At 71.1% G+C, this 12245-nt stretch carries 13 protein-coding genes; 7 read left to right on the top strand and 6 right to left on the bottom strand.

What is annotated here, in order from left to right:
* Positions 1-38 precede the first annotated feature (38 nt).
* Both AC1U89_RS07730 and rcdA read left to right on the top strand, forming a co-directional pair.
* On the top strand, positions 39-245 hold the full coding sequence (locus AC1U89_RS07730; protein WP_479899139.1) for a DUF1192 domain-containing protein: 207 nt from the start codon (positions 39-41) through the stop codon (positions 243-245).
* Positions 246-420: 175 nt separating this feature from the next.
* The gene (gene rcdA, locus AC1U89_RS07725) at positions 421-930 is read left to right on the top strand and encodes a protease adaptor protein RcdA (protein WP_479899138.1); all 510 of its coding nucleotides are present in this window, start codon (positions 421-423) and stop codon (positions 928-930) included.
* 229 nt (positions 931-1159) lie between these two features.
* Here the strand turns inward: rcdA and rpmE are convergent, their stop codons facing one another.
* On the bottom strand, positions 1160-1387 hold the full coding sequence (gene rpmE, locus AC1U89_RS07720) for a 50S ribosomal protein L31 (protein WP_479899137.1): 228 nt from the start codon (positions 1385-1387) through the stop codon (positions 1160-1162).
* A 119-nt stretch (positions 1388-1506) separates the two neighbouring features.
* On the opposite strand from rpmE, the gene AC1U89_RS07715 reads away from it, so the two are divergent.
* Both AC1U89_RS07715 and AC1U89_RS07710 read left to right on the top strand, forming a co-directional pair.
* Positions 1507-3360, top strand: a complete 1854-nt coding sequence (locus tag AC1U89_RS07715; protein ID WP_479899136.1) for an ABC transporter transmembrane domain-containing protein — start codon at positions 1507-1509, stop codon at positions 3358-3360.
* A gap of 68 nt (positions 3361-3428) precedes the next feature.
* Positions 3429-3965 (top strand): hypothetical protein, encoded by a 537-nt coding sequence (locus AC1U89_RS07710; RefSeq protein WP_479899135.1) that lies wholly within the window; start codon positions 3429-3431, stop codon positions 3963-3965.
* Here AC1U89_RS07710 and AC1U89_RS07705 read toward each other — a convergent pair whose 3' ends face one another.
* A complete protein-coding gene (locus AC1U89_RS07705) occupies positions 3966-4298 on the bottom strand; it encodes a hypothetical protein (protein WP_479899134.1) in 333 nt (110 codons plus the stop codon).
* A gap of 134 nt (positions 4299-4432) precedes the next feature.
* A complete protein-coding gene (locus AC1U89_RS07700) occupies positions 4433-5140 on the bottom strand; it encodes an ArsR/SmtB family transcription factor (protein WP_479899133.1) in 708 nt (235 codons plus the stop codon).
* 82 nt (positions 5141-5222) lie between these two features.
* Between AC1U89_RS07700 and AC1U89_RS07695 the strand changes: the two genes are divergently transcribed.
* Positions 5223-6623: an MFS transporter gene (locus AC1U89_RS07695; RefSeq protein WP_479899132.1), complete on the top strand. Its 1401-nt coding sequence runs from the start codon at positions 5223-5225 to the stop codon at positions 6621-6623.
* A 167-nt stretch (positions 6624-6790) separates the two neighbouring features.
* A complete protein-coding gene (locus tag AC1U89_RS07690) occupies positions 6791-9076 on the top strand; it encodes a PAS domain-containing sensor histidine kinase (protein ID WP_479899131.1) in 2286 nt (761 codons plus the stop codon).
* Positions 9077-9082: 6 nt separating this feature from the next.
* On the opposite strand, the gene AC1U89_RS07685 is transcribed toward AC1U89_RS07690, so the two are convergent.
* The 3 genes from AC1U89_RS07685 to AC1U89_RS07675 all read right to left on the bottom strand — a co-directional run bounded on the left by AC1U89_RS07685 (position 9083) and on the right by AC1U89_RS07675 (position 11637).
* Positions 9083-9301 carry a hypothetical protein gene (locus AC1U89_RS07685; protein ID WP_479899130.1) on the bottom strand — a complete coding sequence of 73 codons (219 nt, stop codon included), beginning with the start codon at positions 9299-9301 and terminating at the stop codon, positions 9083-9085.
* Between the two features lie 93 nt (positions 9302-9394).
* Positions 9395-10948 (bottom strand): hypothetical protein, encoded by a 1554-nt coding sequence (locus AC1U89_RS07680; RefSeq protein ID WP_479899129.1) that lies wholly within the window; start codon positions 10946-10948, stop codon positions 9395-9397.
* A complete protein-coding gene (locus AC1U89_RS07675) occupies positions 10945-11637 on the bottom strand; it encodes an ABC transporter ATP-binding protein (protein ID WP_479899260.1) in 693 nt (230 codons plus the stop codon). The genes AC1U89_RS07680 and AC1U89_RS07675 overlap by 4 nt, the downstream gene beginning before the upstream one ends.
* Before the next feature lie 203 nt (positions 11638-11840).
* On the opposite strand from AC1U89_RS07675, the gene AC1U89_RS07670 reads away from it, so the two are divergent.
* The gene (locus AC1U89_RS07670; RefSeq protein WP_479899128.1) at positions 11841-12242 is read left to right on the top strand and encodes a GFA family protein; all 402 of its coding nucleotides are present in this window, start codon (positions 11841-11843) and stop codon (positions 12240-12242) included.
* Positions 12243-12245: the final 3 nt, after the last annotated feature.

Here is a 12245-nt window from a genome sequence, read left to right as displayed (position 1 = left end):
CCGGATCGAAAAGGGGTCGACCAAGGGAGACCGATCCGATGATGGAAGAACCGGTCGAGCCGCGCGCCTTCCGAGGCGATGCGCTCAACGCCACCACGCACGAGGACCTCGAGAACTACGGCGTTGCGGAACTGGAAGAACGGATCGAGGCGCTGGAAGCGGAAATCGCCCGCACCCGCGCCCAGCTCAGCAAGAAAAAGGCGGGACGTGACGCGGCCAATGCGCTGTTTGGTCGCCTAGACTAACGATCGGTTTACGCTACAGGCGGACTCTCGAGCCCGCCTGACTCGGATAACGGCTTTCGGTCGACTTTGGGGGAGGGGCGGTCGCGAAACGGGACGATCACGTCTGGCACGGGGGTTGCAGTCCCCCTGTCCGGCGAGACGGTCTCGCGGCCTTTCGAAGGGGCAATGAGTAGCTATGACCGAGTTGAACGTGGCCCAGGCCCCCTGGCGTGCTGGCGTGATCCAGGATTTCGCCCGCTCCGAACTGTTTGATCGGACCTTCGAGGAAGGCATGACGCTGGTCGAGGAGACCGCCGCCTATCTGGACGGGGCCGGTCGCCACGACAGCAAGATTCTCTCGCGCAACGCCGCCCTGGCCTACGCCAGCGAAAGCATGCGCCTGACCACCCGCCTGATGCAGGTGGCCTCGTGGCTGCTGGTGCAGCGCGCGGTCAAGGAAGGCGAGATGGCCGCCGAGGCCGCCTGCGCCGAGAACTACCGCCTGGGCCTGGAGACTGGCGAAGCCGCCGCCGTCGAGGACCTGCCCTTCGGCCTGGTCAACCTGCTGCAGCGCTCCGAGCGCCTCTATGAGCGCGTCCGCCACCTGGACAAGCGCATGTACGTCGAGGCCGCCGCCGAGGAAGAGGCCCCGCGCCCGGTGCAGGCCCACTTCGACCGGCTCAGCGCGGCGTTCGGCGCGGCCTAACCCGCGCCTCTTCCCCCTCCGGGGGAAGACGACCGCGAAGCGGTCCGTAGGGGGCAAGTGTTAGCCGCTCCGCAGCTAACCCCTGTCAGCCCTGCCGCGTCTCACTTGCCCCCACCTGGCGACCGCGCCGCCTGTCCGCCCCCGTAGGGGGCGGATCAAAACAGAAAAGGCCGGCCCGCTAACGCGGAACCGGCCTTTCGTCGCCCTTACGGCGAGAAGCGTGGAACGCTTACTTCTTGGCGGTGAAGCCGGCGAACTTCGCGTTGAAGCGCGAGACGCGGCCGCCACGGTCCATCATCTGGGCGTTGCCGCCGGTCCAGGCCGGGTGCACGCGCGGATCGATGTCCAGCGCCAGGGTGGCGCCTTCCTTACCGTAGGTCGAACGGGTCTGATAATTCGAGCCGTCCGTCAGGGTGACGGTGATGAAGTGATAGTCGGGGTGAATGTCTTGTTTCATCGGGCGATCCAACCGACTTGAGGCGGCATGTAAGAATGTGTGGGCGGGAGCCGTACCTTGCGGGTGGCTCTCGGAGACGCGCGGCTATAAAGAAAGCGCGCGAATTTGGCAAGGGACAGTTGATGAGTGACGTGAACGCGGGCGAGATTTCGGCCGAGGGCAGGCCGAGCGCGGGCGCGGAGCTGGTCCAGAATCTGGCCGAGGCCGCCAACCGCCGTCCGCGCCGCAAGGACATCCGTCCCCTGGCCCATCTGCTGCCGTTCGTGCGCCGCCACGTGGGCGACGCCCTGGCCGCCGGCTTCTTCCTGCTGTTCTCGACCAGCGCCACCCTGGGCCTGACCGGGGCCTTCAAGGGTGTGATCGACAAGGGGTTCAGCAAGGGCTCGGGCGACGCGATCAACAACGCCTTCCTCGGCCTGGCGGCGGTGGCCCTGCTGCTGGCGGTGGCCACGGCCTTGCGATTCTTCTTCGTCACCCGCCTGGGCGAGCGGGTCGTCGCCGACCTGCGCCGGGCGCTGTACGGCCACACCCTGAAGCTGGACCCGGCCTTTTTCCTGAAGACCCGTACCGGCGAGGTGCTGTCGCGGATGACGACCGACATCACGATCGTCGAGCAGCTTGTGGGCACCAGCGTCTCGGTGGCGCTGCGCAATACGCTCAGCCTGATCGGCGGTCTGGGCTACATGGCCTTCGTCAGCCCCAAGCTGGCGGGCTTCATCGTGCTGATGGTGCCGGTGGTGCTGGCCCCGATCTTCCTGCTGGGCCGCAACGTCCGCAAGCTGTCGGTCACCGCCCAGGACAAGTTCGCCGACGCGGTCGGCTACGCCGGCGAGAGCCTGGACGCCCTGGACACCGTCCAGGCCTTCGGGCGCGAAGGCGCGGCCGACACCCGCTTCGGCGGCGCGGTCGAGACGGCCTACAAGGCCTCGATCCGGCGGGTCAGCGCCCGGGCCCGCATGACCGTCGTGGTCATGACCCTGGCGTTCGGCGGCGTGACCCTGCTGCTGTGGGTGGGCGCGCACCTCGTGCTGTCGGGCGAGATGACGCCGGGCACCCTGGCCCAGTTCGCCATGCTGGCCATCTTCTCCGCTGGCTCGGTCGGCGCCCTGGGCGAGGTCTGGGGCGACGTCCAGAAGGCCGCCGGGGCCATGGATCGGATCGCCGAACTGCTCAATTCCCAGCCCGGCATCGCCGCGCCGGAAAAGCCAAAGACGCTGCCGGTCCCGTCGCGCGGCGCCATCGCCTTCGAGGACGTGACCTTCGCCTATCCGGGCCGTCCCGACCTGCCGGCCCTGAAGGGCTTCGACCTGGTCGTGAAGCCGGGCGAGACCGTGGCCCTGGTGGGTCCCTCGGGGGCGGGCAAGAGCACGGTCCTGCGGCTTCTCCTGCGCTTCTATGACCCCCAGGCCGGGGTGGTGCGCCTGGATGGCGTCGACCTGCGCGACGCCGATCCGGCCGAGGTCCGCGACCGCATGGCCCTGGTGGCCCAGGACAGCCCGCTGTTCTCGGGCTCGGCGCTGGACAACATCCGCTTCGGCCGCGAGGACGCCACCGAGGCGCAGGCTCGCGCCGCCGCCGACGCGGCCCAGGCCACGGCCTTCATCAACGCCCTGCCGGAGGGTTTCGACACCCCGGTGGGCGAGCGGGCCAAGACCCTGTCGGGCGGCCAGCGCCAGCGCCTGGCCATCGCCCGCGCCCTGGTGCGCGACGCCCCGATCCTGCTGCTGGACGAGGCCACCAGCGCCCTCGACGCCGAGAACGAGCGCTTGGTCCAGAAGGCCTTGCACGACGCCATGAGCGAGCGCACGACCCTGGTCATCGCCCACCGCCTGGCCACCGTGCTCAAGGCCGACCGCATCGTTGTCATGGAGGACGGCCGCGTGGTCGAGCAGGGCACCCACGCCGAGCTGGCGGCCCAGGGCGGCCTCTACGCCAAGCTGGCGCGGCTGCAGTTCGGGGTGGAGGCGGCCTAGGGACCCGTTGACCGGCCGGCCGCAACTCCGGATGGTGCGGTCAAGCTTGTAACCCTGGGGGCTTTCCAATGACCGACCTGTCGCGCTGGTTCAATCCGGCCGCCGCCATTTCCACCGAGGACGAGGCCCTGGCCTCGGGCCGCGCCGGCGCCGTGGGCGCGTTCGTCAGCGCCGCCCACGGCCTGTTCGGCGCGGCGCTGATCGCGGTGAACATCGACGGCTATCTGGCGCAGCTGCGCAAGGCGACGGGAGCGATGTACGGCGAGAGCAGCCAGGCGGGGCAGGCGGCCATGGCGATGATGGGGCCGGCGATGGTCTACACCACGCTCGCCATGAGCGTCGTGTTCGCGGCGGTGTTCGTGGTCCTGGGCGCGGTGCAGTGGCGCAAGCCCAATTCGGTGATCCCGCTGCTGCTGGGCCTGCTGGCGCTCTACAGCCTGCTGATGCTGGTCCTGGCGATGGTCAACCCCATGACGGCGAGCGCACACATGATCCCGGCCTGGCGCCAGGCCCTGGCCGTGGTGGTGGATCTGGTCTGCCTGCTGCTGTTCTACAACGGCCTGCGCGGCGCCAACCGCCTGCGCAAGCTGCGCGACGCGGCCTAGCTACTCGGCGGCGGTCGCCGTCGGCGTCGCGACCTTCTCCTCCCGCCGGATCACGTCCACGTGCTCCAGCTGCAGCTTGAGGTCGGCGATCGCCTTGTGCTCGGGCAGGCCCTGTTTCTCGGCCCAGTCGATGATCACCGACAGGGCCTCGCCGATCCGGCCCAGCTGGCGACCGTAGCTGCCGACCTCGTCGAGGATCCGCGCCTCGACGCCGGGCGCGGCCGACTTGCCCAGGTTGACGGTGAACAGGCTGAAGTCGCCGAAGGTCCAGGACCACGGATTGATCGTCTGGGTCAGCTGGCTGGGGGCGAGGGCGAGCTTGAAGTCGGGCATGGCGGGGCTCCCGGGATGACCCATCATCAACGCTGAGATGTGTCTCGGCGTGGGACATCTTCCACGATCGGGCGACAATCGTATGAGCGCCTAACGAATAGGCGTTCCCTCTCCCGCAAGGGGAGAAGGAAGGGTCATGCCGCCTCGCGACCTTCCAGGCCGTCCAGCTCGACCCCGAGCCGCGCCCGCAGTTCCTCGCGCCCCAGCGTCGTCAGCCTGGCCGCGCGGCTGCCGGCGACGGTTTCGATCCAGCCCAGGGCGACCATGCGGCCCAGCAGGCCCACGCCCAGCGGGCCGGCCAGGTGGTGGCGGCGCTCGGTCCAGTCCAGGCACTGGCGAGCCGCGCCGCGCTTGGAGCGCATCGCGTCCAGGTCCAGCCCCAGGTCCTCGAACCAGGCGCGGCCGGGCGCGGTGACCGCGTAGAGCTTGTCGTCGGCGGGGCGGATCAGGTCGTGGGCGACCAGGGCGTCGGTCACGGCGATGCCCAGGCGGCCAGCCAGGTGGCCGTAGCAGCAGCGGCCGTCGCGCAGGGCGCGGGCCTGGGGCGAGCGGGGCTGCTCCAGCGAGCGGACCGGCGCGGCCAGCACGGCCAGGGCCTCCAGCACGTGGGCGACCTCGGCGTTGGCCAGGCGGTAATAGCGGTGGCGGCCCTCGCGCTCGACGCTGACCAGCCCGCCGTCGACCAGCTTGGCCAGGTGGTTGCTGGCCGCCTGGGCGGTCAGGCCCGCGGCCCAGGCCAGGGCGCCGGCCGGATGGGCCCGGCCGTCCTGCAGGGCCTGCAGCATGGCCGCCCGGCTGGGATCGCCGATCAGGGCGGCGGGGGAGGCGATATTGGCTTCCATGGACTGACTATAAGACAGCCATTCCCCGGATGCTTCACTCCCGCGTGTAACATCACGGGTCGAACCGGGCGAAGATCGGGCCATGACCAATGTCCGAGTCGCGTCCGCCGCCGCCCGCCGCCCCACCGGCCTGCCGCTGATCCTGGCGGCCGCCAGCTTTGGCTTCACGATCGTCCAGCTGGACGTGACCATCGTCAACGTGGCCCTGGACGCCATCGGCCGCGAGTTCGGGGCCCCGACCGCCAGCCTGCAATGGGTGGTCGACGCCTACACCCTGCTGCTGGCCGCCCTGCTGCTGTCGGCGGGGGCGCTGGGCGACCGGTTCGGGCCCCGGCGGGCCTTCCTGGCCGGGCTGGTGCTGTTCGCCCTGTCGTCCGCCGCCTGCGGCCTGGCCCACGACGCCCTGCAGCTGATCCTGGCCCGGGCGATCCAGGGGGCGGCCGCCGCCCTGCTGGTGCCGCCCTCGCTGGCCCTGATCACTCATGCGGCGGCCGGCGACGACAAGGCCCGCGCCTGGGCCGTGGGCTGGTGGACCGCCGCCGGCGGGGTGTCGATCGCCGCCGGACCGGTGATCGGCGGCCTGCTGATCGGCGCCCTGGGCTGGCGCTGGGTGTTCCTGGTCAACCTGCCGCTCTGCCTGCTGGGCGCGGCCCTGACCCTGGTCTTCGTGCCCGAGGTCCCGCCGCGCGAGAAGCGGCCGCTGGACCTGCCCGGACAGGCGTTGGGCTTCGTCGCCCTGGCCGGCCTGGTCGGGGCGGTGATCGAGGGCGGTCATCGCGGCTGGAGCGATCTGCTGGTCCTGGGCGCCCTGGCCGGCGGCGTCGCGGCGGCGGCGGCCTTCCTGGCGGTCGAGATGCGCAGCGCGCATCCAGCGGTCCCTTTGGAAGTGTTCCGAAACCGCATGGTCTGGTCGGCGGTGGTGATCGGGGTCGGCGTCAACTTCACCTATTACGGGGTGATCTTCGTGCTGGGCCTCTTCCTGCAGCGTTCGGCCGGCTACGACGCGGTCCAGGCGGGCCTGGCCTTCCTGCCGCTGACGGCGACCTTCATCGTCTCGAACCTGCTCAGCAGCCGGATCGCCCACCGCTTCGGTCCGGCGCGGACCATGGCCGGCGGGGTGCTGGTGGCGGCGCTGGGCTACGCCCTGACCAGCCGGCTGACACCGGCCACGCCGTTCTGGCTGATGGTCCCCGGCTTCCTGCTGATCCCCGGCGGCATGGGGACGGCGGTGCCGGCCATGACCAGCGCCCTGCTGGCCAGCGTCGACCGTCATTTCTCGGGCACGGCCTCGGGCGTGCTGAACGCCTGCCGCCAGGCGGCGGGCGCGGCGGGGGTCGCGGTGATGGGCGCCCTGGCGGCCGGCGGCCCCGACCAGATCGCGGCCGGCCTGCGAGTCTCGGGCCTGATCGCCGCCCTGGTGCTGCTGGTCGCGGCCGGGGTGGCCTGGCGCAGTGAGGGCCGTACGGCGGCCAGTGTCGGCTAGCCGACCGCAACCGGATGAAATATCGGCCGTTTTCGCCTCCGCAGGTGGGAACGGGCTGTTTTTCGTTGGATGAGAATCCCACGGTCCAGCGCCGCGGCTTGAAACCCCGCCCGCCATGAGGTCTGCTGCACCTTGGCCGTTGACGACGGCCGGGAAGGAACACGGGCATGGTGGACACCCGTGATCAGGGGCTCGCCCCGGACACGCCTTCGGTAGAGGAGACGTTCGCGCCTGGCGACCTGCGCGAGCGGATCGAGGCGTTCGACTGGGCGGCTACGCCGCTCGGACCCCGCGCCACGTGGTCGCTCGCCCTGGTTTTCGCGGTCGACATGATCGTCGCCAGCCGGTTTCCCAGCGCCCTGCGCTGGGGCCCGGAGATGGTGCTGATCTACAACGACGCCTACGCCCCCATGCTGGGCGAACGCCATCCGTACGTCCTGGGCAAGACCTTCGCCGAGGCGCCGCCGACCTCGGCCGCCGATTCCGAGGGGCCCGAGCGGGCGATCCTGGCCGGAGTCAGCGGCGGCACGGTCATCGAGGACCTGTTCCTGACCACGATCCAGCCGGACGGCTCGGTCACCGACGGCTATTTCAATATCCGCCTCAGCCCGATGCCCGACGCCGCCGCGCCATCGGGCGTGGGCGGGGTGCTGATCGCCCTGACCGACGTCACGCGGCGGGTGCAGGCCGAGCAGGCCCTGCGGGCCAGCGAGGAGCGCTACCAGCTGGCCCTGAGGGCGGCCAGCGGGGTGGGCACCTGGGACTGGGACATCGTCGCCGACAAGGTCTATGCCGACGCCCGCTACGCGCGGTTCCACAATGTCGATCCCGAACGCGCGGTCGGCGGGCTGCCGCTGGCGGACTTCAGCAAGGCCCTGCATCCCGACGACTTCGCGCGGCTGCTCAAATCCGGCCGTACCCACCTGCGGACCACAAACGATTTCGACGAGGAGTATCGGCTGATCCAGGCCGACGGCTCGATCCGCTGGGTGCAGACCCGCGGCAAGGTCGAGCGCGACGCCCGGGGCTGGGCCGTGCGCCACCGCGGGGTGATGGTCGACATCACCGACCGCAAGCGCATCGAGCATGCGCTGGAAGCGGCCGAGGCCGATCTGCGCATCGCCGTCGACGGCGCGGGCCTGGGCCGCTGGGACCACAATCCGCAGACCGGCGAGCGCTATTGGGACAAGCGCTGCCGCGAGATCTACGGCCTGCCGGAGGGCGCGATCGAGAACCCGCTCGACGCCTTCGAGCGCCTGGTCCACGACGACGACCTGCCGGCGCTGATGGACGCCATCCGGGCGGCCATGGACCCGGCGGGCGACAACACCATCAACCGCGAATACCGCATCCGCCGCGACAACGACGGCGCGGTGCGCTGGATCGAGACCTTCGGCCGGGCCTTCTTCCAGGACGGCCTGTGCGTGCGCTTCGTGGGCGTGGTGTCCGACGTCACCGAGCGTAAGGAAGCCGAGGCCGACCAGGTGCTGCGCGAGGCGACCATGGCCCTGGCGCTGGACGCGGGCAATGTCGGCACCTGGGACTACGACGTCCGCAAGCGCCAGCTGCGCTGGTCCGAACGCGGCTACGGCATGTTCGGCATGGCGCTGGGCGCCGATGTCGGGCTGGACGACTTCTACGCGGCCATGCATCCCGAGGATCGCGAGGCCGTGCGCGCGGCGCTGCTGGCGTCGATGGACCCGGTCCGGCGCGCCGACATCGACGTCGAGTACCGCACGGTGGGCCGCGACGACGCCAAGGAGCGCTGGATCTCGGCCAAGGGGCGGGGCTTCTTCGACGACGCCGGCAAGCCGGCGCGGGTGGTCGGGGCCACGGTCGACATCACCGACCGCAAGCGCGCCGAGCTGCACCTGCGCCTGCTGGTCAACGAGCTGAATCACCGGGTCAAGAACTCGCTGGCCACCATCCAGGCCATCGCCGCCCAGACCTTCCACGCCGCCCGCTCGCTGCCACAGGCGCAGGAGGCCTTCTCGGCCCGCATCGTCGCCCTGGCCGAGGCCCACGACCTGCTGACCCGCGAAAACTGGGAGGGGGCCGACCTGCTGGACCTGTTGGGCCGCCTGGAGGACCTGCACGGCGGCGCCGAACGGTTCTTGACCGAGGGCGGGTCGGTGCGGCTGTCGCCGCGCATGGCGCTGTCGCTGTCGATGGCCCTGCACGAACTGGCGACCAACGCGGTCAAGTACGGCGCGCTGTCGATGACGACGGGGCAGGTGCGGATCGCCTGGACCGTGGTCCCGGGCGGGGCCCATCCCCGTCTGGTCCTGACCTGGACCGAGAGCGGCGGCCCGCCGGTGTCGCCGCCCAGCCGGCGCGGCTTCGGCTCGCGCCTGATCGAACGGGGCCTGGCCGCCGAGCTGTCGGGCGAGGCGCACATCGACTTTCGGCCGGAGGGCGTGGTGTGCCGGATCGAGGCGGCGCTGGACGGGTAGGGGAGCCTAAGAGTCGACCGGCGCCGGGGTCTTCGCGGCCGCGGGCTTCAGCGCCTGGACCACCGTGGCGCCCAGGGCCAGCAGGGCCATCGGGACCAGGGCCACCAGCCAGACGAGGAAGAGCATCGCCAGCTGCAGCGCGCTGATCGCCACGACCAGGGCCTTCGACTCCTGGCGGGTCGCCCGGTGGTTCTGGGATCGGAACGTGGCGTGGACGGCGGGCATGGGTACTCTCGACTCAACTCTATGTCCCCGACCCGACATAGACCGTAGCTGCGTCGCAATGTCGCGCAATCAGGTAAAACCCTAATCGCAGCTTTACCGTATTCGAAGGTTACGGGCGATCTGGGCGTCGCTGCGCCGCAGGCTCAGCAGGGCCAAGCCGGCCAGGCCCAGCGGGATCAGGGCCCAGGCCCACAGGCCGGCCACGGCGATGCCCGTGGCGCCGGCCAGCAGGGCCGAGACCAGCATCTCGGCGATGGTCGCCATCCACGAGGCGCCGCCCCGCCGCTTGAAATCCGACCGCTTGCCCGGCCGCTGGTGCCAGATGTTGATCAGGCCGCTGCTCCAGGCCGCTAGGGCCGCGCCCAGGGCCGTCCAGGCGCCGGCGGTCGGCAAGAACCAGGTCAGGACGGCGATCGGCAGGACCAGGAACAGGGCCACGGGGATCAGGGCGGCCGCCAGCTTGGCGCGGCGCAGKGTCTGGATGCGGGCCGGCGACACGGCCAGCAGGTCGGGGGCGTCCTCGGCCGACAGGGTGATCCAGGCCAGGCTCCCCGCCACCTGCCCGGCCAGGAAGGCCACCACCCCGGCCCCGCCCGCCAGGGCCGGGCCCGCGCCGTGGGCGGCGTTGCGGCTGAGCACCAGGGCGGTGGGGATCAGGTACAGCACCCGCAGCAGCACCTGCGACAGCAGGGCCGCGTCGCGGCCGATCAGCAGCAGCTCCTTGCGCACGGTGGCCAGAAAGGGGCCGGCGGCGAAGGCGCGGCGGGCGTCGCCGCGGCTGACCTTGGCCGGCCGGGCGGCGGTCTTGCCCTGGGTGGCGGCGGCGGCGTCCGAGAACCGCCGGCCCAGGGCGAGGGCGGCGATGGCGAACAGCGCTGCCGAGCCGGCCAGCAGGGCCAGCAGGGGCAGGGGCTCGCCCAGCATGGCCCGCAGCGGCAGGGCGGCGATCGGCGGCGGATGCAGTCGTCCCTCCCGCGCCTGGCGCTCGATCTCGAGGAACAGGCTGCTGCTCTTCTGGGCCCCCAGGATCGTGCGGGTCTGGCTGGCCAGGAAGAAGGCGGCGCCGACCAGGGCGGCCAGCACCTGGGCCACGGTGCGGGTGCGGCGCGGACCGATCAGGGCGAACAGGGCCATGGCGAGCAGCAGGCCGACGGCGGTCGAGCTCAGGGCCAGGGCGCCCAGCATCCCGAACACCCCGATCCAGCCCGGGTGGCCATAGATCACCGAGGGACCCAGCAGGGGCGTGACGATCAGGACGAAGATCGTCAGCACTCCGCCCGCCACGCCCAACGAGCGCACGAACAGCACCTTGGACGGGCCGATCGGCGAGGAGAACAGCAGGTCCAGGTCGTTGCGGTCGTACAGCGCCTCGCTCGACGCGCTGAGGGTCTGGGACAGCATCAGGGTGAAGACCACGACGCTGCCCAAGGCCGCCAGGCTGATCGAGATCGGGTTGATCGGCACCTGGACGTCGTGCAGGCCCAGGGCCGCCAGGACCCCGCCGCCGACCAGCATCACCGCGATGATGACCAGGCTGACCACCCCGCGCGCGCCTCGACCGGCCCGTCCGGCGCGGAAGTTGCGCCAGTAGAGCCGCATCTCGTGCCCCAGAAGCCAGAGCAGAGAGCCCGGCGCGAACAGGCTCACGCGGGCGCTCCCTCGGTGGCGGTGAGTTGCAGGAAGACGTCTTCCAGGGTCGAGCCGCCCTTTCCCTCGCCCGCCCGGGTTCGCAGGGTTTCCAGCGTGCCCTCGGCCAGCAGGCGGCCGCCGGCGATGATGCCGATGCGGTCGGCCATCCGTTCGGCCACCTCCAGGATGTGGGTGGTCAGGATCACGGTCCCGCCGGCGTCGACCCGTTCCTGCAGCATGTCCTTGACCAGGCGGGCGGCGGCGGCGTCCAGGCCCGTCAGCGGCTCGTCGAGGATCAGCAGCCTGGGGTCGTGGATCAGGGCCCCGGCCAGGGCCACCTTCTGCTTCATGCCGCGCGAGAAGCCCTCGCAGCGCGTGCGCGCCTCGGCCGTCAGGCCCAGCTTGGCCAGGAGGCCCTCGGCCCGGGCCTTGGCGGCCTTGGGCTCGACGTTCCAGAGGCCGGCGACGAACTCCAGATACTCCAGGGGCGTCAGCCGGTCGTAGACCATGGCCTCGTCCGGGGCCCAGGCGGTGATGGCCTTGGCGGCCGCCGGATCGGCCCGGGCGTCGATGCCGAAGATGCTGATCTCGCCCTTGTCGGGCTTGGTCAGGCCCGCGACCATCCGCAGGGTGGTGGTCTTGCCCGCCCCGTTGGGGCCCAGCAGGGCGTACAGCTCGCCGGCGTGGACGGTGAGGTCCAGGTCCATGACCGCTGGCTTGGTGAAGGTCTTGTCGAGGCCGCGAACGATCAGAGCTTCGGTCAAACGCGGCGTCTCCCCTGGTGCGACGATCTCATGTGAACGCGATTGGGGCGGCGGTTTCAAGCCGTCCTTCAGACCGGGTCCTTGACTCGGCCGGACCGCGAAGCTCCCCTCGGCGAAGCCAAGCCCCCAATCAGCGAGACTGTCCCATGAAGGTCGACGGCGCCTGCCACTGCGGCGCGATCCGGTACGAGGCCGAGGTCGACCCGCGCCGCACGATCATCTGCCATTGCGCCGACTGCCAGACGATATCGGGGGCGCCCTATCGCGTGAACGTGCCGGTCCTGGCGGAGGACTTCAAAATGACCGGCGAGCCAAGAATCTACGTCAAGGTCGGCGGCAGCGGCGCGGCGGTGACCACCGCCTTCTGCGGCGACTGCGGCTCGGCCCTCTATTCCGGCAAGGCCGAGGCGCCGGCCTTCCTGTTCCTGCGCACCGGGGCCATCCGCCAACGCGCCCAGCTGACGCCGGCGGCGCAGGGTTTTTGCGACGCGGCCATGCCCTGGGCGGCGGACATCCGCGACATCCGGGTCATACCGCGGGGCGCATGAGGC

This window comes from Caulobacter sp. 05T431 (genome assembly GCF_056665975.1).
This window is presented reverse-complemented; position numbering and strand designations above follow the sequence as displayed.

Excerpts from the sequence above, each read along its gene's own strand:
- AC1U89_RS07730 (WP_479899139.1), top strand. The coding sequence starts at position 39 with ATGATGGAAGAACCGGTCGAGCCGCGCGCCTTCCGAGGCGATGCGCTC.
- rcdA (WP_479899138.1), top strand. The coding sequence starts at position 421 with ATGACCGAGTTGAACGTGGCCCAGGCCCCCTGGCGTGCTGGCGTGATC.
- rpmE (WP_479899137.1), bottom strand. The coding sequence starts at position 1,387 with ATGAAACAAGACATTCACCCCGACTATCACTTCATCACCGTCACCCTG.
- AC1U89_RS07710 (WP_479899135.1), top strand. The coding sequence starts at position 3,429 with ATGACCGACCTGTCGCGCTGGTTCAATCCGGCCGCCGCCATTTCCACC.
- AC1U89_RS07705 (WP_479899134.1), bottom strand. The coding sequence starts at position 4,298 with ATGCCCGACTTCAAGCTCGCCCTCGCCCCCAGCCAGCTGACCCAGACG.
- AC1U89_RS07700 (WP_479899133.1), bottom strand. The coding sequence starts at position 5,140 with ATGGAAGCCAATATCGCCTCCCCCGCCGCCCTGATCGGCGATCCCAGC.
- AC1U89_RS07695 (WP_479899132.1), top strand. The coding sequence starts at position 5,223 with ATGACCAATGTCCGAGTCGCGTCCGCCGCCGCCCGCCGCCCCACCGGC.
- AC1U89_RS07690 (WP_479899131.1), top strand. The coding sequence starts at position 6,791 with ATGGTGGACACCCGTGATCAGGGGCTCGCCCCGGACACGCCTTCGGTA.
- AC1U89_RS07685 (WP_479899130.1), bottom strand. The coding sequence starts at position 9,301 with ATGCCCGCCGTCCACGCCACGTTCCGATCCCAGAACCACCGGGCGACC.
- AC1U89_RS07675 (WP_479899260.1), bottom strand. The coding sequence starts at position 11,637 with ATGGACCTGGACCTCACCGTCCACGCCGGCGAGCTGTACGCCCTGCTG.
- AC1U89_RS07670 (WP_479899128.1), top strand. The coding sequence starts at position 11,841 with ATGAAGGTCGACGGCGCCTGCCACTGCGGCGCGATCCGGTACGAGGCC.